At 55.3% G+C, this 18,057-nt stretch carries 16 protein-coding genes and 1 other annotated feature; of the genes, 9 read left to right on the top strand and 7 right to left on the bottom strand.

Features of this window, described 5'->3' with window-relative positions; translation table 11 throughout:
• Positions 1 to 79: 79 nt before the first annotated feature.
• From QZH36_RS03730 to hxpB, 5 genes are all read right to left on the bottom strand, one after another.
• Entirely contained in the window at positions 80 to 1,423 is a 1,344-nt protein-coding gene (locus QZH36_RS03730) for an MFS transporter (RefSeq protein WP_301729675.1), read from the bottom strand.
• A 175-nt stretch (positions 1,424 to 1,598) separates the two neighbouring features.
• Positions 1,599 to 3,863: a catalase HPII gene (gene katE / locus QZH36_RS03725; protein ID WP_253454471.1), complete on the bottom strand. Its 2,265-nt coding sequence runs from the start codon at positions 3,861 to 3,863 to the stop codon at positions 1,599 to 1,601.
• A gap of 147 nt (positions 3,864 to 4,010) precedes the next feature.
• Positions 4,011 to 5,408 carry an L-cystine transporter gene (locus QZH36_RS03720; RefSeq protein ID WP_301729674.1) on the bottom strand — a complete coding sequence of 466 codons (1,398 nt, stop codon included), beginning with the start codon at positions 5,406 to 5,408 and terminating at the stop codon, positions 4,011 to 4,013.
• Positions 5,409 to 5,566: 158 nt separating this feature from the next.
• A complete protein-coding gene (locus QZH36_RS03715) occupies positions 5,567 to 6,157 on the bottom strand; it encodes a metal-dependent hydrolase (RefSeq protein ID WP_253454469.1) in 591 nt (196 codons plus the stop codon).
• 376 nt (positions 6,158 to 6,533) lie between these two features.
• Positions 6,534 to 7,205, bottom strand: coding sequence for a hexitol phosphatase HxpB (gene hxpB, locus QZH36_RS03710; protein WP_253454468.1), 672 nt, complete (start codon positions 7,203 to 7,205; stop codon positions 6,534 to 6,536).
• A gap of 164 nt (positions 7,206 to 7,369) precedes the next feature.
• Between hxpB and QZH36_RS03705 the strand changes: the two genes are divergently transcribed.
• Positions 7,370 to 7,909, top strand: a complete 540-nt coding sequence (locus tag QZH36_RS03705; RefSeq protein WP_253454467.1) for a YniB family protein — start codon at positions 7,370 to 7,372, stop codon at positions 7,907 to 7,909.
• A 5-nt stretch (positions 7,910 to 7,914) separates the two neighbouring features.
• On the opposite strand, the gene QZH36_RS03700 is transcribed toward QZH36_RS03705, so the two are convergent.
• Positions 7,915 to 8,808, bottom strand: coding sequence for a fructosamine kinase family protein (locus tag QZH36_RS03700; protein WP_301729673.1), 894 nt, complete (start codon positions 8,806 to 8,808; stop codon positions 7,915 to 7,917).
• 110 nt (positions 8,809 to 8,918) lie between these two features.
• Positions 8,919 to 9,212 carry a type V toxin-antitoxin system endoribonuclease antitoxin GhoS gene (gene ghoS, locus QZH36_RS03695; protein WP_301729672.1) on the bottom strand — a complete coding sequence of 98 codons (294 nt, stop codon included), beginning with the start codon at positions 9,210 to 9,212 and terminating at the stop codon, positions 8,919 to 8,921.
• A 430-nt stretch (positions 9,213 to 9,642) separates the two neighbouring features.
• Here ghoS and QZH36_RS03690 point away from each other — a divergent pair, with 430 nt between their 5' ends.
• The 8 genes from QZH36_RS03690 (at position 9,643) to ihfA (ending at position 18,018) form a co-directional block, all read left to right on the top strand.
• Positions 9,643 to 10,398 carry a DUF481 domain-containing protein gene (locus QZH36_RS03690; RefSeq protein WP_253454464.1) on the top strand — a complete coding sequence of 252 codons (756 nt, stop codon included), beginning with the start codon at positions 9,643 to 9,645 and terminating at the stop codon, positions 10,396 to 10,398.
• A 445-nt stretch (positions 10,399 to 10,843) separates the two neighbouring features.
• Positions 10,844 to 12,772 carry a threonine--tRNA ligase gene (thrS, locus tag QZH36_RS03685; protein WP_301251790.1) on the top strand — a complete coding sequence of 643 codons (1,929 nt, stop codon included), beginning with the start codon at positions 10,844 to 10,846 and terminating at the stop codon, positions 12,770 to 12,772.
• 3 nt (positions 12,773 to 12,775) lie between these two features.
• Positions 12,776 to 13,327, top strand: coding sequence for a translation initiation factor IF-3 (gene infC / locus QZH36_RS03680; RefSeq protein WP_125289758.1), 552 nt, complete (start codon positions 12,776 to 12,778; stop codon positions 13,325 to 13,327).
• A gap of 92 nt (positions 13,328 to 13,419) precedes the next feature.
• Entirely contained in the window at positions 13,420 to 13,617 is a 198-nt protein-coding gene (gene rpmI / locus QZH36_RS03675) for a 50S ribosomal protein L35 (RefSeq protein WP_010275699.1), read from the top strand.
• A gap of 41 nt (positions 13,618 to 13,658) precedes the next feature.
• Positions 13,659 to 14,015, top strand: a complete 357-nt coding sequence (rplT, locus tag QZH36_RS03670; protein WP_016169860.1) for a 50S ribosomal protein L20 — start codon at positions 13,659 to 13,661, stop codon at positions 14,013 to 14,015.
• A gap of 106 nt (positions 14,016 to 14,121) precedes the next feature.
• Positions 14,122 to 14,247, top strand: a sequence feature (Phe leader region).
• 80 nt (positions 14,248 to 14,327) lie between these two features.
• Positions 14,328 to 15,311, top strand: coding sequence for a phenylalanine--tRNA ligase subunit alpha (gene pheS / locus QZH36_RS03665; RefSeq protein ID WP_301729671.1), 984 nt, complete (start codon positions 14,328 to 14,330; stop codon positions 15,309 to 15,311).
• A gap of 15 nt (positions 15,312 to 15,326) precedes the next feature.
• The gene (gene pheT, locus QZH36_RS03660; RefSeq protein WP_253454461.1) at positions 15,327 to 17,714 is read left to right on the top strand and encodes a phenylalanine--tRNA ligase subunit beta; all 2,388 of its coding nucleotides are present in this window, start codon (positions 15,327 to 15,329) and stop codon (positions 17,712 to 17,714) included.
• A 4-nt stretch (positions 17,715 to 17,718) separates the two neighbouring features.
• Positions 17,719 to 18,018, top strand: a complete 300-nt coding sequence (gene ihfA, locus QZH36_RS03655) for an integration host factor subunit alpha (RefSeq protein WP_004157378.1) — start codon at positions 17,719 to 17,721, stop codon at positions 18,016 to 18,018.
• Positions 18,019 to 18,057 lie beyond the last annotated feature (39 nt).

The raw sequence follows: 18,057 nt of genomic DNA, 5'->3' as shown, positions 1-18,057 counted from the left end.
TCCTCACTGCCGCTAACATTACTCCGGGCCAGTGAAAACGCAAGCGGCGGCTGCGGCTATTGCGGGTTGCTTACATTGCTTAACGTATTCTTAACTCCGCCTCCATGTTGGCTGCCAGATCGGGACTGACAGGGGGCGTTGCCGTCAGCTTTTTCTCCGGTTGCAACAGCGTCATCGCCAGCATGCTGCCGAAGGCAATGGCCGCCGTCGCGCTGAACATGGCGTTGTAGCCGAAATGCTCCGCCAGCCAGCCGCTCAGCATTGGCGACAGGATCGACGCCAGGTTAGCGATGGCCAGCGTCATCCCGCTATAGGTGCCGACCGTGGATTTCGGCGTGACGTCAATCACCACCGACCAGTAAACGTTATTTACCAGCGCGTTCAGGGCGTTGCCCAGCGTCATCAGCAGGATAATCCCGGCGGCGGAAGCCATCCACGGGATCGCCATAAAGCAGAGTCCGGTGCAAAGCAGCCCGACGGCAGCAAAGAGATTGCGCGCCAGCCGCAGATTACCGGAGCGCTTCAGCAGCGTGTCGGCAATCTTTCCGCCGAGTAGCACGGTAATACAGGCGCCGCTCCACGGGATCATCGCCACATACCAGAGCGAGTGCAGATCGTAGTGAAAGCTGTCCTGCAAATATTTCGGGCCCCAGGTGACCAGGGTAAAGGTGACATACAGGAAAGAAAAATAGCCCAGCGCGTTGCAGACCAGCGTGCGGCTGGTGAAAAAGCGCCACCACGGCAGGCGCGGTCCGGCGGCGCTTTGCTGCTGGCCCTGCATAATCAGCTCGCGCTCCGCCTGGCTCGCGCGCGGCTGCTGCATCGGACTGTCGGTGAAAATCCGCGCGAAAATCACCATAGCGATCAGCGAGAAAACGCCGAGCAGGATAAACATCAGCCGCCAGTCGTTGGTCAACAGCAGCAGGCCCACGGCGATCGGTGCCGTCAGCAGCGCGCCTACCTGGGTGCTGAGTAAGCCGATGCCCAGCGCCATGCCGCGCTCGTTATCGGGCGCCCAGTGCGCGATAGCTTTGTTCATCAGCGCATAGGCCGGGCCTTCGGCAAAGCCGAACAGGATGCGCATTACGGCAAAGCCCATAATGGCCGAGCCGCCAAACAGCGCCACGCCCAGCTCTCCCGCCCAGGCGGTAGCGATCTCCAACAGCGACCAGAGCACGCCCGCCAGCAGCCAGACTTTTTTTGTGCCCAGCCGATCGGCCAGAAACCCGCCGCAGAGCGAGCCGAACAGATAGCCAAAGCCGAAATAGCTCAGCACCACGCCCAGCTCCGTTTTGCTGAAATGAAATTCCGCAGAAATGGCGTTTGCCGCGAAGGAGAGGGCGCCGCGATCGATATAGTTGATCAGCGCGATAAAAAACAGCATGGCGAAAATGCGGTAGCGATAGCGGGTGTCGACTCTCATGGATCTTCTCCTGAACAACGAGTGGTATCAGGAAGAAGCAAGTTCAGTGCCACAGTGTAGAGATCGGATAAGGCGCGGGCGAAAGGCGCTTTATGCGCGCTAATCGGCAGGAGATGCCAAATAAAAAGGCGCAGCCGCTACCGGCTGCACCTTCAGTGAACAAACGAACGGCGGATTAAGCCGGAACGCTTAGCGCCTTCTGGCTGCGCGACCAGACGCGGTGCGCGGCCATCGCGGCCAGGAACTCGCTCATCAGCACGCCTTCGGCTTTATCATCTTCGATGACGCCTTCCTCACGCTCGCTGTCGCCCAGACCGAACTGCGATTTGAAGCGGCGGGCGTCGCCGCTCAGGCCAATCACCTTCAGATGCTTGTAGGCTTCCAGCAGGAAGTAACGGGCGTCGCCGCTGAGCAGCAGCGCGTCGATGTTGCCGTCCGGCACGATCACCGCATCAAAGGTCAGCGACGGCAGGCCGCTAAAAGTAGCGTCGATCGGCAGATTAGAACCGTCGTCGGCACGAACCTGGCCCATATGGCGCGCCAGCAGCTTGGCGTGCACGCCCTGCGCCTTCAGCTCCTGCAAAATTGCCAGCACGTCTGCCGCTACCACGCCGTCGCTGATCAGCAGCGCCACCTGACGGCCTTTGATCGAGCCGCTTGGCACGGCATAAAGGCTCAGGCTGGCATCTTTTTTCAGGCCGTTAACGTCTTTCGGCGGCGCGGTATGCATCTTCTCATCGGACAGCGCGATGCCCAGGTTTTCCGCCACGCCGTTAGCCAGCGACACGTCGATACGCACCAGATGATCCACGACGCGCTCGCGGATATAGGCACGAGCCACCTTGCTCAGCTCAAAAGAGAAGGCGTCAATAATGTGCTGCTGCTCAACAGGCGTCTGGCTGTTCCAGAACAGGCGCGGCTGCGAGTAGTATTCGCCGAAGGAAGGGCTGCGCTCGCGCACCTTATGGCCTTCAATACGCTCCTGATAGCTTTCAAATCCACCGCGATGCGGAGCCGGCGGCGTTTCGCGCGGCCAGTTATCGTTGATGGAATTCGGCTCGTAGTTGGCCGGGTTGGTATCGATATCCGTACGGTGCATCCCCTGACGCTGGAAATTATGGTAAGGGCAGGTCGGACGGTTAATCGGAATTTCATGGAAGTTAGGCCCGCCAAGACGGCTGATCTGCGTATCGGTATAGGAGAACAGACGGCCCTGTAACAGCGGATCGTTGGTGAAATCCAGGCCGGGAACGATGTGGCCGGGATGGAAAGCAACCTGCTCGGTTTCGGCAAAGAAGTTGTCCGGATTGCGGTTCAGCACCATCTTACCGACCAGCTGCACCGGCACCAGCTCTTCCGGGATCAGCTTGGTGGCATCCAGCAGGTCAAAATCGAATTTGAATTCATCTTCTTCCGGGATCAGCTGTACGCCCAGCTCATATTCCGGATAGTCGCCCGCCTCAATGGCTTCCCACAGATCGCGGCGATGGAAATCGGGATCGCGGCCGGTGAGTTTTTGTGATTCGTCCCACAGCAGCGAAGCTTTGCCCGCGACCGGTTTCCAGTGGAAGCGCACAAAGGTCGCTTTGCCCTCGGCGTTAATAAAGCGGAAGGTGTGAATGCCGAAGCCTTCCATCGTGCGGTAGCTGCGCGGAATGCCGCGATCGGACATTGCCCAAATCACGTTATGCAGCGTTTCCGGCTGTAGCGAGACGTAATCCCAGAAGGTATCGTGCGCGCTCTGGCCCTGTGGAATTTCATTGTGCGGCTCGGGTTTTACCGCATGCACGAAGTCCGGGAATTTATGCGCGTCCTGAATAAAGAACACCGGCGTATTGTTGCCGACTAAATCGAAAACGCCCTCATCGGTATAGAACTTGGTGGCCCAGCCGCGAATATCGCGTACGGTATCCGCCGAGCCTGCGCCGCCCTGAACGGTAGAGAAACGCACGAAAACCGGCGTCTGCTTTTCAGGATCGCGCAGGAAATCCGCCTTGGTGATATCGCTCATATCGCGATAGGGCTGGAAATAGCCGTGCGCCGCTGAACCACGGGCATGGACGATACGTTCAGGAATACGCTCGTGGTCAAAATGGGTGATCTTTTCGCGCAGGATAAAATCTTCCAGCAGCGTTGGGCCACGAGTACCGGCGCGCAGCGAGTTCTGGTCGTCAGCGATGCGCGTACCCTGATTGGTCGTCAGCGGGAAGTTCTCGCCGCCTTTACGGAAGGTTTCCAGCGCGTCCAGCTTGGCGTTACTGGTCTCGGGCGCTTTCAGGCTGCCGGGCGCAGTAGGCTGCTTGCCGGGCGGCGTTGGCTCAGAAAGCGGCTTATGCGAGCCATCGGCGGGTGCCAGCGAATCCATTCCCGGCTTTGCGGAATCAGGCCCGGTTAACGGGGCATTATGGGTGATTTCCTTGTTATCGGTTTCTTTCGACATGCTCACTTGCTCCTGTGATGTGTGTTTCTAACCATTAACTATAGAACAGTGCGCGAGGTACGCCCGGAAACCGAAGGGTTATGTTTAGCAGACAATAAAAAGGGCCGCTGAGCGGCCCCTGAACAGGTTGCATAAACAACGTTTTGCTTAACGATGCGCCAGTTCGGCTTCTTTGTCCGCTTCCGCGTCCAGCAGAGATTTATCGGTTTGCTTCAGCCACTGGCTGGTCAGCATTCCTGCCGTCATCGAACCGTTAACGTTAAGCGCGGTGCGGCCCATATCGATCAGCGGTTCGATCGAAATCAGCAGCGCCACCAGCGTGACCGGCAGGCCCAGCGTTGGCAGAACGATCAGCGCGGCAAAGGTCGCGCCGCCGCCCACGCCCGCTACGCCGGCAGAGCTTAGCGTAACGATGCCAACCAGCGTGGCGATCCAGACCGGATCGAACGGGTTAATGCCTACCGTTGGCGCAACCATCACCGCCAGCATGGTGGGGTACAGCCCGGCACAGCCGTTCTGGCCGATAGTGGCGCCGAAAGAGGCTGAGAAGCTGGCGATCGATTCCGGAATGCCAAGGCGGCGGGTTTGCGCTTCCACGCTCAGCGGAATGGTCGCCGCGCTGGAGCGGCTGGTAAAAGCAAAAGTGATAACCGGCCAGACCTTGCGGAAGAAACGCCTGGGATTGACGCCGTTAACGGAAAGCAGCAGCGCGTGCACCGCAAACATAATCGTCAGGCCCAGATAAGATGCAATGACAAAACTGCCCAGCTTAACGATATCCGCCAGGTTAGAGCTGGCGACCACTTTGGTCATCAGCGCCATTACGCCGTAAGGCGTCAGCTTCATAATCAGACGCACCAGCTTCATCACCCATGCCTGAAGCACGTCGATGGCGGCCAGCACACGCTCGCCTTTCGGTTTGTCGTCACGCAGTAAATGCAGGGCGGCGACGCCCAGGAAAGCGGCAAAAATCACCACGCTGATAATAGAGGTCGGATTGGCCCCGGTCAGATCGGCGAAAGGATTTTTCGGCACGAAAGAGAGCAGCAGCTGCGGCGCGGAAAGGTCGGCCACTTTACCGATATAGTTAGACTGTAGCGCAGACAGGCGCGCGGTTTCCTGCACGCCCTGCACCAGGCCGCTGGCGTTGAGCCCAAACAGCCAGGTAACAAAAACGCCCACCAGCGCGGAAATCGCCGTAGTGAACAGCAGCACGCCGATAGTCAGCACGCTGATTTTGCCCAGCGACGACGCGTTATGCAGACGGGCGACGGCGCTGAGAATCGAAGCGAACACCAGCGGCATGACGATCATCTGCAACAGCTGTACGTAGCCGTTGCCGACAACGTTGAACCAGCTAATGGATTCTTTCAACACCGGGTTATCGGCACCGTAAATAGTGTGCAGGATTAGCCCAAACAGCACGCCTACAACCAGGCCTAGCAGCACTTTTTTCGCCAGGCTCCAGCTGGCGTTGCCGCTTTTAGCCAGTAGCCCCAGCAGCAGAATAAACGCCGCCAGGTTTGCAATTAATGGAAAATTCATCCCCAGATCTCCTTTTTTGACGAGGCATCAGCGGCCTCGTCAGTGAGCTATTTTTATTGCGCATCGGATACGCGTTGGGGGCGATGGTAGCAGCTCGCGGAGAGACGCCCATATAATCAAAAGGAATAGTTTATAATTTATTGAACGATATCGGTGACTTATTGCGCTACCTGGTGATTTATAAAACGCGTAACGCTGTTTTGCACCTGATCGATCATCTGCAGGGGCCAGCTTGCCGCACCAAAAGAGGGCGACCCGGTCGGGAACCATAGCGCCAGCGCAACCAGCGTCAGGCAGAGCATTCGCTCCATCTGGTTGCCGTTGCGGCTGTGCAGCAGCGGCAGGCGAAAACGCCAGCGGCAGGGCCACAGCAGCGGCACGCCGGCAGGGGTAAGCATATCGGCGACAATATGGCTGAGGTAGCCCAGCACCATGCCCTGAAAGACATCGGCAGGCAGCACCCATTCCTGCGGCAGTTTTAGCTGAAGCAGCGCCACGCCACCGATTACGGCCAGCAGGCTGTGGGTAAAGCCCCGATGCCCAAAGGCGCGCGCAATGGGCTGCGACAGCCAGCGAAAACGCTGACCAAGGGTAGAGCGCGGGTGATCGATATCCGGCAGCAGGCAGGTAAGCAGCGTGGCGGGAATAACGTGCCACCAGTCGCCATCACCAAGAACGGGCGTCAGGTCGGCGCGCTTGGCAAAAATCGCGCTGGCGATAGCAAAAATAACGTGGCCTTCGGCCGTCATGGAAAACGCTCGGTAACTGAACTGTCAATGCATCCAGTATAGGGGATATATACAGTAGAATAAATATGTGACGCTGTAACGAAAGGTTAATATTTCCTTTACGTCTGCGCGTTGAGCATGGATAAGAAAACGTAGCGGTTCCAGTTAGTATAAGCGGTTAAGCGCCGTAATGGCATCAATACTCTTGATTAAGGGGCTGGACGCGCAAAGGTCTTCCACCGATTACAGATTTCATTGCCGGGTAGAAAATAGCGAAAGGCTGTATCTGCCTGTTAACATTCAGCTGACGGGAAGCAGCAGGGTCAGCATTTCATTCTGCTTAAAGAAGCCGTACCGCCCGGCCAGTTTACGGCAGGGCGGAAAGCGGACACTGATGTTACTTGCCAAGCAGATGCCTGCTGCCCAGCTCGGTGAGCGAGGCCAGTTTGACGTCGGCCAGCGCCCAGCGCGCATCGTCGGCATAAACGGCCGCAGGCACCACGATTGAGCGCATCCTTGCGGCTTTGGTCGCAATCATACCGTTAACGGAGTCTTCCAGCGTAACGCAGTTAAGCGGATCGATGCCGAGACGGGTGGCCGCGTCCAGATAGACCTGCGGATGCGGTTTGCTGTACGGCAGCGATTCTGCCGAGGCCAGCACTTCAAAATAGTGACGCAGGCCGAACATCGCCAGCACCTTTTCCTGCATAAAAAGCGGCGAGGCGGAAGCCAGCCCAATTTTCAGCCCTTCCGCCTGGCACAGTTTCAGCGCCAGCTCCACGCCGGGCAGCAGCGGCCGCGTCTCCTCGATTAACGTCAGCGCGCGGGTAAGAATACGCTGCGTGACTTCCTCCTGCGATGGCCCGATCCAGGGCAGCGTTTCATACCACATGCGCACAACCTGATCGATGCGCAGGCCTACCGTATCCGGCATCTCGCTTCTGCGGGAAAGATCGACATCCAGCGTAGCGAAAACGTCCAGCTCCGCGCGTTCCCATAGCGGCTCGGAATCAATTAGTAATCCATCCATATCAAAAATTGCGGCTAGCACTGGACGTGAATAAGACATAATGCGGCTCCGTTAGCAGTTTTCTGACACCTTAACATGAAGTTAACAGCCAGAGCATTGCGCGCGTTAATTTGCCTTTTCGCTTACGGGCACACTTTTTTCAGGCACATTTTGCCGGGCAAGGGTAAACTTACAGCCCTCACAGCATAAGGACAGGAGAAAGCATGACTTATCAACAGGCTGGAAGAGTCGCGATACTAAAGCGGATCGCCGGCTGGATTATCTTTATTCCGGCGCTGATTTCCACGCTGGTTTCACTGATGCGTTTTTTGGAAGTGAGTCGTGAAAAGCGCGAAGGGATCAATGCGGTAATGCAGGATTTTTCTCACGTGATGATCGATATGATCCGCTTTAATACCGGCTTTTTAAACGCCTTTTGGCATAATTCACCGGTGCCGGATTTTAACCAGGGCGGCAACTGGCTGTTCTGGCTAATCTATATACTGATTTTCGTCGGGCTGGCGCTACAGGCCTCCGGCGCCAGAATGTGGCGACAGTCCCGGCATCTGCGTGAAGGCATTGAGGATCAGATGATCCTGGAAAAAGCGAAAGGTGAAGAAGGGCGCAGCCGCCAGCAGCTGGAAGAAAAAATCGTGGTGCCGCGCCACACCATTTTTCTGCAGTTTTTTCCGCTGTACGTGTTGCCCATCCTGATAGCCGTTGCGGGCTATTTTGTGCTTAAGCTGGCAGGCTTTATCAGCTGACGGCCCTAAGCCGGACGGGCAAATTGTTTGCCCGCCTCCGCCTGGTCCAGCAGGGCGCCGACCGCCCGCTGGGCTTCCTTCAGCGATTCGCCGCCGAAGACGTTTGCCCGATTAAGCAGATAGTAGAGCTGATAAACCGGCTGGCGCTGCTGGTAATCGCGAGGCAGCGGCCATACCGACTCATAGCCTTCCATAATCTCCTGCGGCAGCGCCGGAAACCAGGGAAGCATCGCCAGATCGCACTCTCTGTCCCCCCAGTAACAGGCCGGATCGAACACGCAGGGCCCTTCAGCCGCCGTCGCGCAGTTTGCCGGCCAGAGATCGCCGTGCAGCAGCGAAGGCTGAGGGTGATGCGAGTCGAGCAGCTCCCTGGCGCAGCGCACAATCAGATCGATATCGCCATACTGCACGCCTTTTTCCGCCGCGAGCTGAAGCTGCCAGCCGATACGCTGCTCGGCAAAAAAGACCGACCAGCGCTTGAGCCAGCTGTTAGGCTGCGGCGATGTTTTGATATTGTTATCGAAATCCAGGCCGAACTGCGGCTGATCGCTCCACTGGTGAAGGCGCGCCAGCTGTTGGCCAAGCTGATGGGCGCTTTGCGCATGGAGCGGCGAAAGGGGAAGATACTCCAGCAGTAAAAAGCTGACGTCCCGATCGTAACCTACGCCGTAGACATCCGGCACGCGGATGGTGCCGGTGCGCTTCAAAAGCTGCAGCTGATCGGCTTCCCAGGTAAAAAGATCGAGCATTTCACGGCCGTTACATTTAACAAAAACGTCGCGATCGCCGTAGCGGAGGCGCCACGCCGGATGCACATCGCCTCCTGGCAACGCTGTACGCTGGCTGATTTCAGCATCACCTGACTGCTCACTCAACAGACGACCAATGGCTGACCACATAGCGGTTTCCTCTTTTTCGCTGTGACTTGCTGCGGGACATGCTGATACTAACGCTTAAATAATAGACAAAACCAGTGTTTACGTAATGAACAACACATTTTTACAAAACGTCAGTTTTCGCTTTTCTGCTGAAATGCTTGCCAGCGCTCCACCTTCACCTCCGGCTTTTCGCCCAGCACGATTTCACCCAGGTTGATTGCCTGTTCGCGTATCTGCTCTGCGCTCAGCGCGCTGACGATACCGAAACTGTTTGTGCCCAGCTCGTGCGGGTGGCCTTCCTTGTCGTGCAGCGAGGTGGTAAATCCGCCGTTGGTCAGGGCACTGTTCAGCTCAAGGACATCGCTAAGCCCTTCATCTTTAAAACGGAAAGTGACGACATATTGCTCAATATCAGACGAAACCATGATGAACTCCTTTGTTTACCTTCTTCTTTTTTAGCATAGTTCATCATCGCCTTTTATCAGCCAGCTATCGGGCTTAACGCCTGTGGAAGCCGTTTTAGCGAGGAGGCAAAGCTTCAGGCGGTCGAAAAATCCCGACAGAATTTTATATTCAGAAGTAAATCAGTGAAGTTACATTATTACGTAACAGGCAATGCTTTGACATATTTATGTCTGCCGAAAGCCAGATTGCCGAAGAACATACGAGGAAAAGCAGGCTGCGCCGGGTCGCGCTGATAAGAATAGTCCCATTTAGAGTAGGGTGAGTCTGATTCATAAGCATCCGGAAGCATTTAACAAAATGTTACTATTCTTTCAATAAAAGAGATTGAACGCCCGGTAAAACTCTTCAGACTCACCTCTTTTCAATTCTCAGTGGTATGGATCTTATTTAATGAAAGCGCTTAACAAGTTGTCGGCAGTTCTTTTACTTTCCGGCGGAGTTTTTTGTCACCAGGCACTGGCGGACAATAATGTCTTTACCGTCATGGACGATCCCTCTACGGCCAAAAAGAACTTTGAAGGCAATGCGGCGGCGGGTTACCTGGCTCAGACCGGCAACACCACCAGCTCCTCGCTGACGGCCAGCACCAACATGACCTGGTATCAGAACCAGATGGCCTACAGCCTGTGGGGCAACGCCAGCAACACTTCTTCCAACGATGAGCGTTCTTCTGAAACCTATCAGGTTGGCGGCCGTTCACGTTATAACCTGAACCCTTCCGATTACCTGTTTGGTCAGGCCAGCTGGTTAAGCGATCGTTTCAACGGCTACGACGGCCGCTCTATTCTGGCTGCCGGTTACGGTCGCCAGATCCTGAACGGTCCGGTGCACTCGCTGCGTCTGGAAGCCGGTCCTGGCGTACGCTATGACGATTACCACGATGGCGGTCATGAGACGCAGGCGCTGGCTTACGGCGCGGCCAGCTATCAGTGGCAGCTGACCGACACCACTAAATTTGTCCAGGGCGTTTCCGTGCTGGGTAGCGATGACACCACGGTGAACTCCGAAACCGGTTTACAGGTGGCGATTAACGCCCACTTCTCGCTGAAGATGGCCTATAACGTGACCTGGAACCAGAACCCACCGTCATCCGCGCCGGATAAAACCGATACCAAAACCACTATTCAGCTTTCTTACGCCATGTAAAAAGCCTGCCGGGCCACGTTTCTGTGGCCCGCCTGGTTGTTCCGTCCAGCGCTTCATGCTTGCTTTTCACCATTTTTAAAGCCGCCCCGGCACGATACTCTCGCCACAAGCTTATGGCGCTCCTCAGCGGCGCTGTGGCTATAGGGGAAAACCACCTTACAGCTTGCGGTCAGATATCCCGTTTAACGTAAAGCCATCGGCAGCGGATTTTGCGGCGCGGATTCCTGATTCTGCATCCCGCCGTGCATTTCGGCGCTATGACGTGTAAGATATTACTCCTTCAAAGGTTTTTGCCGACGGCAGGCTTTTGACTCTGTGTATCAGGCGCTGTTCCAAATTGACAACTGTGAGTTGATTTTAAGAGACACCAGCCTGATATATATACTAAACCTGAATTTTGTATGTAGCCTTGCGTATGGGTTACCACTGCAGCTAAGGATGTATCATGCCCGTAATTACACTTCCTGATGGAAGTCAGCGTACCTTCGATCACGCCGTTAGCGTGATGGAGATTGCCCAGGACATCGGTCCGGGCCTGGCGAAAGCCTGTATCGCAGGCCGCGTAAACGGCGAGCTGGTGGATGCGGTCGATCCGATCGCGGAAGACGCGAACGTCGCCATCATTACCGCTAAAGATGAAGCCGGACTGGAAATTATTCGCCACTCCTGCGCGCACCTGTTGGGACACGCGATCAAGCAGCTGTGGCCAGATACCAAAATGGCAATCGGCCCGGTTATCGACAACGGTTTTTACTACGATGTCGATATGGATCATACCCTGACCCAGGAAGATATCGAGCTGCTGGAAAAGCGTATGCACCAGCTGGCCGAAACGAATTATGACGTCGTCAAGAAAAAGGTAAGCTGGCAGGAGGCGCGTGACGCTTTTGCTGCCCGTGGCGAAACCTATAAAATGACTATTCTTGACGAAAATATCAGTCACGACGACCGTCCGGGCCTCTATCATCACGAAGAGTACGTGGATATGTGCCGTGGCCCGCACGTGCCTAACATGCGCTTCTGCCATCACTTTAAGCTGCAGAAAATTTCCGGCGCTTACTGGCGCGGCGACAGCAACAACAAAATGCTGCAGCGTATCTACGGTACCGCCTGGGCGGATAAAAAGCAGCTGTCTGCCTATCTGCAACGCCTGGAAGAAGCGGCCAAGCGTGACCACCGTAAAATCGGTAAACAGCTTGACCTGTATCATATGCAGGAAGAAGCGCCGGGCATGGTGTTCTGGCACAATGACGGCTGGACAATTTTCCGCGAGCTGGAAGTTTTTGTCCGCAGCAAACTAACTGAGTATGACTATCAGGAAGTGAAAGGTCCGCTGATGATGGACCGCGTGCTGTGGGAGAAAACCGGCCACTGGGAAAACTATAAAGAAGCGATGTTCACGACCTCTTCGGAGAACCGTGAATACTGCATCAAGCCAATGAATTGCCCTGGTCACGTGCAAATTTTCAATCAGGGTCTAAAATCTTACCGCGACCTGCCGCTACGTATGGCGGAATTTGGTAGCTGCCATCGCAACGAGCCGTCTGGCGCGCTGCATGGCCTGATGCGCGTACGCGGCTTCACTCAGGACGACGCCCATATCTTCTGTACGGAAGAGCAGGTGCGCGCTGAAGTGAATAGCTGCATCCGTATGGTGTACGACATGTACAGCACCTTCGGTTTTGAAAAAATCGTGGTGAAACTGTCAACCCGTCCGGTTAAGCGCATCGGTAGTGACGAACAGTGGGATCGTGCAGAGGCCGATCTGGCTGCCGCGCTGAAAGAGAACGCTATTCCGTTCGAGTATCAGCCGGGCGAGGGCGCATTTTACGGCCCTAAAATTGAGTTCACCCTGCATGACTGTCTGGATCGCGCATGGCAGTGTGGCACTGTTCAGCTGGACTTCTCGCTGCCGGGCCGCCTGAGCGCCTCCTACGTGGGTGAAAATAATGAACGTCAGGTGCCGGTGATGATCCACCGCGCTATCCTGGGTTCTGTGGAGCGCTTTATCGGTATTTTGACCGAAGAGTACGCCGGTTTCTTCCCGACCTGGCTGGCTCCTGTACAAGTAGTGGTGATGAATATCACCGATGGCCAGTCCGAATATGTTGCAGAATTGACCCAAAAACTTCAGAATGCGGGCATTCGTGTAAAAGCGGACTTGAGAAACGAGAAGATTGGCTTTAAAATCCGCGAGCACACGTTACGTCGTGTCCCCTATATGTTGGTCTGTGGTGATAAAGAGGTGGAAGCAGGCAAGGTTGCCGTTCGCACCCGCCGTGGTAAAGACCTGGGCAGCATGGACGTAAACGAAGCGATCGCGAAGCTGCAGGATGAAATCCGCAGTCGCAATCTTCATCAACTGGAGGAATAAGGTATTAAAGGCGGAAAACGAGTTCAACCGGCGCGTCCTAATCGCATTAACAAAGAAATCCGCGCCACCGAGGTTCGTCTGACTGGCGTCGATGGCGAGCAGATTGGTATTGTCAGTCTGAATGAGGCTTTAGAAAAAGCAGAGGAAGCAGGCGTTGATTTAGTAGAAATCAGCCCTAACGCCGAGCCGCCCGTTTGCCGTATCATGGATTACGGCAAATTCCTTTACGAGAAAAGCAAATCTTCTAAAGAACAGAAGAAAAAGCAAAAGATTATCCAGGTTAAGGAAATTAAATTCCGTCCTGGTACCGATGATGGCGACTATCAGGTAAAACTACGCAACCTGATTCGCTTTCTGGAAGAGGGTGATAAAGCTAAAATCACGCTGCGTTTCCGCGGTCGTGAGATGGCGCACCAGCAGATCGGTATGGAAATGCTTAACCGCGTCCGTAAAGATCTGTGTGAAGACATGGATCTGGCGATTGTCGAATCCTTCCCTTCGAAGATCGAAGGTCGTCAGATGATCATGGTGCTCGCTCCTAAGAAGAAACAGTAGGCCATAAAGTAGCAGCGGTTCGGCGGTTCGCCGCCGATCGCTGTTCGCCTGCCTGTTTTATTTTATTAACAATGCGAAGTGGATGTTTTTAAATGCCAAAGATTAAAACTGTACGTGGCGCGGCTAAGCGCTTCAAGAAGACCGCCTCTGGCGGCTTCAAGCGTAAGCACGCAAACCTGCGTCATATTCTGACCAAAAAATCTACTAAGCGTAAGCGTCACCTGCGTCCGAAAGGCCTGGTGTCTAAAGGCGATCTGGGTCTGGTTATTGCCTGCCTGCCGTACGCATAAGTCTATTTTTTTTAATTCAGAATATTAAACAGGAGAGCTAAATGGCTCGTGTAAAACGTGGTGTAGTTGCTCGCGCACGTCACAAAAAAATCTTAAAACAAGCTAAAGGCTACTACGGTGCACGTTCACGTGTTTACCGCGTTGCTTTCCAGGCTGTTATCAAAGCTGGTCAGTATGCTTACCGTGACCGTCGTCAGCGTAAGCGTCAGTTCCGTCAGCTGTGGATCGCGCGTATCAACGCAGCGGCACGCACTAACGGTATTTCTTACAGCCGTTTCATCAATGGCCTGAAAAAGGCTTCGATTGAAATCGACCGTAAGATCCTGGCTGACATCGCCGTATTCGACAAAGTGGCATTTACTGCCCTGGTCGAAAAAGCGAAATCAGCTCTGGCGTAAGTCATGTGAAAGAGGGAGCTTGCTCCCTCTTTTATTTTGTAACCGCAGCAAAAGATTGACATTTTTGTCCATGCGTTTTTCAATAGAGCCTCTTTTGACGACCAGGCAACGCATTATGACCGCGAATTTCCGTTTCTTTTTTTACTTTAGCACCTGAACATCGGGGGCTTGTGCGCAAAGAAAAGAAACGAAAAATCGCGCTGAAAGCCTCCCTCGTGGAGGCTTTTTTGTTTCTGGCGCGGCAGATCCAGGGCGCCTTGTCGTCCCCATAAAAAAACAGACCGGCCACGGCGGCTGGAAGAAGAGGAAAGCATGTCACATCTCGCAGAACTGGTGGCGAACGCGCAAGCGGCCATTAAGAATGCACACGATGTTGCCGCGTTAGATACGGTACGCGTTGAATATCTGGGCAAAAAAGGGCAGCTGACGCTGCAGATGACCACGCTGCGCGACCTGCCTGCCGAAGATCGTCCGGCAGCGGGCGCGGTGATCAACGAGGCCAAACAGCAGGTGCAGGAAGCGCTGACCGCGCGTAAAAACGAGCTGGAGTCGGCAGAGCTGAACGCTCGCCTGGCGCAGGAAACCATTGATGTTTCGCTACCGGGACGCCGCATCGAAAACGGCGGTCTGCATCCGGTGACCCGCACGATCGATCGTATCGAGACATTCTTTGGCGAGCTGGGTTTTGCCGTGGAAACCGGCCCGGAGATCGAAGATGATTACCATAACTTTGACGCGCTGAATATTCCGGGACACCACCCGGCGCGCGCCGATCACGATACCTTCTGGTTCGACGCCACGCGCCTGCTGCGTACCCAGACTTCCGGCGTGCAGATCCGCACCATGAAAAACCAGCAGCCACCGATCCGCGTTATCGCACCGGGCCGCGTCTACCGTAACGATTACGATCAGACCCATACGCCGATGTTCCACCAGATGGAAGGCCTGATCGTGGATAAAAACATCAGCTTTACCAACCTGAAAGGCACGCTGCACGATTTCCTGCGCAACTTCTTTGAAGAAGATCTCCAGATCCGCTTCCGTCCTTCCTACTTCCCGTTTACCGAGCCTTCTGCGGAAGTGGACGTGATGGGCAAAAACGGCAAGTGGCTGGAAGTGCTGGGCTGCGGCATGGTGCATCCGAACGTATTGCGCAACGTTGGCATCGATCCGGAAATCTATTCCGGCTTCGCCTTCGGGATGGGTATGGAGCGTCTGACCATGTTGCGCTATGGCGTAACCGATCTGCGTGCCTTCTTCGAAAATGATTTACGTTTCCTCAAACAGTTTAAATAAGAGCGGGTAAAACCTATGAAATTCAGCGAACTCTGGTTACGTGAGTGGGTTAACCCAGCCATCGACAGCGCAGCGCTCAGCGAACAGATCACCATGGCCGGTCTGGAAGTGGACGGCGTGGAAGCGGTAGCCGGTGCTTTTCACGGCGTGGTGGTGGGCGAAGTAGTAGAGTGCGGACAGCACCCGAACGCCGACAAACTGCGCGTTACCAAAATTAACGTGGGCGGCGACCGCCTGCTGGATATCGTCTGCGGCGCGCCAAACTGCCGTCAGGGTCTGAAGGTGGCTGTGGCAACGGTGGGCGCGGTGCTGCCGGGCGATTTTAAAATCAAAGCGGCCAAACTGCGCGGCGAGCCGTCGGAAGGGATGCTCTGCTCTTATTCCGAACTGGGAATTTCCGACGATCACAACGGCATTATCGAACTGCCGCTGGACGCGACCGTCGGCACCGATATTCGTGACTACCTCAAGCTTGACGACAACACCATTGAAATCAGCGTGACGCCAAACCGTGCGGACTGCCTGGGCATTATCGGCATTGCGCGCGACGTTGCCGTGCTGAACAAGCTGCCGTTAAACGAGCCAGCTATTGAGCCGGTTGCCGCTACGATTGCAGAAACCTTCCCGATCCGCGTGGATGCGGTTGACGCCTGTCCGCGCTATCTGGGACGCGTGATCAAGGGCATCAACGTCAAAGCCGCCACGCCGCTATGGATGAAAGAAAAGCTGCGTCGCTGCGGCATTCGCTCTATCGATCCGGTGGTGGATATCACCAACTATGTGCTGCTTGAGCTGGGCCAGCCGATGCACGCTTTCGATCTTGACCGCGTGGACGGCGGGATTGTGGTGCGCATGGCGGAAGAGGGCGAAGCGCTGACGCTGCTGGACGGCGCGGAAGTGAAGCTAAGCGCGGATACGTTAGTTATTGCCGATCACCACAAAGCGCTGGCGATGGGCGGTATCTTTGGCGGCGAACACTCCGGCGTGAACGAAGAAACCACTAACGTTCTGTTCGAGTGCGCCTTCTTCAGCCCGCTTTCTGTCACCGGCCGTGCGCGTCGTCATGGACTGCACACCGATGCTTCCCATCGCTACGAGCGCGGCGTCGATCCGCAGCTGCAATATAAAGCGCTGGAGCGCGCAACGCGTCTGCTGCTCGATATTTGCGGCGGCGAGGCCGGGCCGGTTATCGATCAAACCAACGAGGCGACGCTGCCTGCGCGCGCGACTATCACGCTGCGCCGTGAAAAGCTGGATCGCCTGATTGGTCACGTGATTGCCGACAACGAGGTCAGCGATATTCTGCGTCGTTTAGGCTGTGACGTCACGGAAGGCGAAGGCGTCTGGCAGGCCGTGGCGCCGGGCTGGCGTTTCGATATGCAGATTGAGGAAGATCTGGTCGAAGAAGTGGCGCGCGTTTACGGCTACAACAATATTCCTGACGTGCCGGTGCAGGCGGGTCTGGTAATGACCTCGCACCGTGAAGCGAACCTGTCGCTGAAGCGGGTAAAAGCGATGCTGGTGGATAAAGGCTATCAGGAAGCGATTACCTACAGCTTTGTCGATCCTAAAGTGCAGGCGTTGCTGCATCCGGGCGAGGAAAACCTGGTACTGCCAAGCCCGATTTCAGTTGAGATGTCGGCAATGCGGCTCTCGCTGTGGACGGGCTTGCTCTCTGCCGTGGTCTACAACCAGAATCGCCAGCAGAGCCGCGTACGCCTGTTTGAAAGCGGCCTGCGCTTTGTGCCTGATACACAGGCAAACCTGGGGATCCGGCAGGACGTTATGCTGGCGGGCGTTATCAGCGGCGCGCGTTATGAAGAACACTGGGATCTGGCGCGTCAGGCAGTTGACTTCTATGATTTAAAAGGTGATTTGGAGTCCGTCCTCGATTTGACCGGTAAACTGGCCGACATCCAGTTCCGGGCCGAAGCGCATCCGGCCCTGCACCCGGGACAGAGCGCCGGCATTTATTTGCAGGAACAGCGCATCGGTTATCTGGGCGTGGTTCATCCGGAACTTGAGCGGAAACTGGATCTTAACGGCCGTACCGTGGTCTTCGAACTGGAGTGGGATAAGGTGTCAGACCGCGTCCTGCCTGAGGCGAGCGAGATTTCACGTTTCCCGGCAAACCGTCGTGATATCGCCGTTCTGGTGGCGGAAAACGTGCCCGCAGCAGATATTATCGCCGAATGTAAGAAAGTTGGCGTAAATCAGGTAGTTGGCGTAAACTTGTTTGATGTGTACCGCGGTAAGGGTGTTAATGAAGGTTTTAAGAGCCTTGCTATCAGCCTGATTTTGCAAGATACCGGCCGGACACTCGAAGAAGAGGAGATCGCTGCAACCGTCGCCAAATGTGTTGCGGCGTTAAAAGAGCGATTCCAGGCAACCTTGAGGGATTGAACCTATGGCGCTTACAAAAGCTGAGATGTCTGAATACCTGTTTGAAAAGCTGGGGCTTAGCAAACGGGATGCCAAAGAGCTGGTAGAGCTGTTTTTTGAAGAGGTACGTCGCGCTTTAGAAAACGGCGAGCAGGTAAAACTGTCAGGATTTGGTAACTTCGACCTTCGCGACAAAAATCAACGTCCGGGACGTAATCCTAAAACGGGCGAGGATATTCCGATTACGGCGCGTCGCGTGGTGACTTTCCGGCCGGGGCAGAAGCTCAAAAGCCGGGTTGAGAACGCTACGCCGAAAGAAGACTGACCAGTGCTCTGCAAAAGGCCGCTTACGCGGCCTTTTTTA

The sequence above is a fragment of the Erwinia wuhanensis genome, from assembly GCF_030484085.1.
Taxonomy (GTDB): Bacteria; Pseudomonadota; Gammaproteobacteria; order Enterobacterales; family Enterobacteriaceae; genus Erwinia; species Erwinia aeris.
Note: the sequence above shows the minus strand (reverse complement) of the source record. Positions and strands in the feature narration are given on the sequence as shown.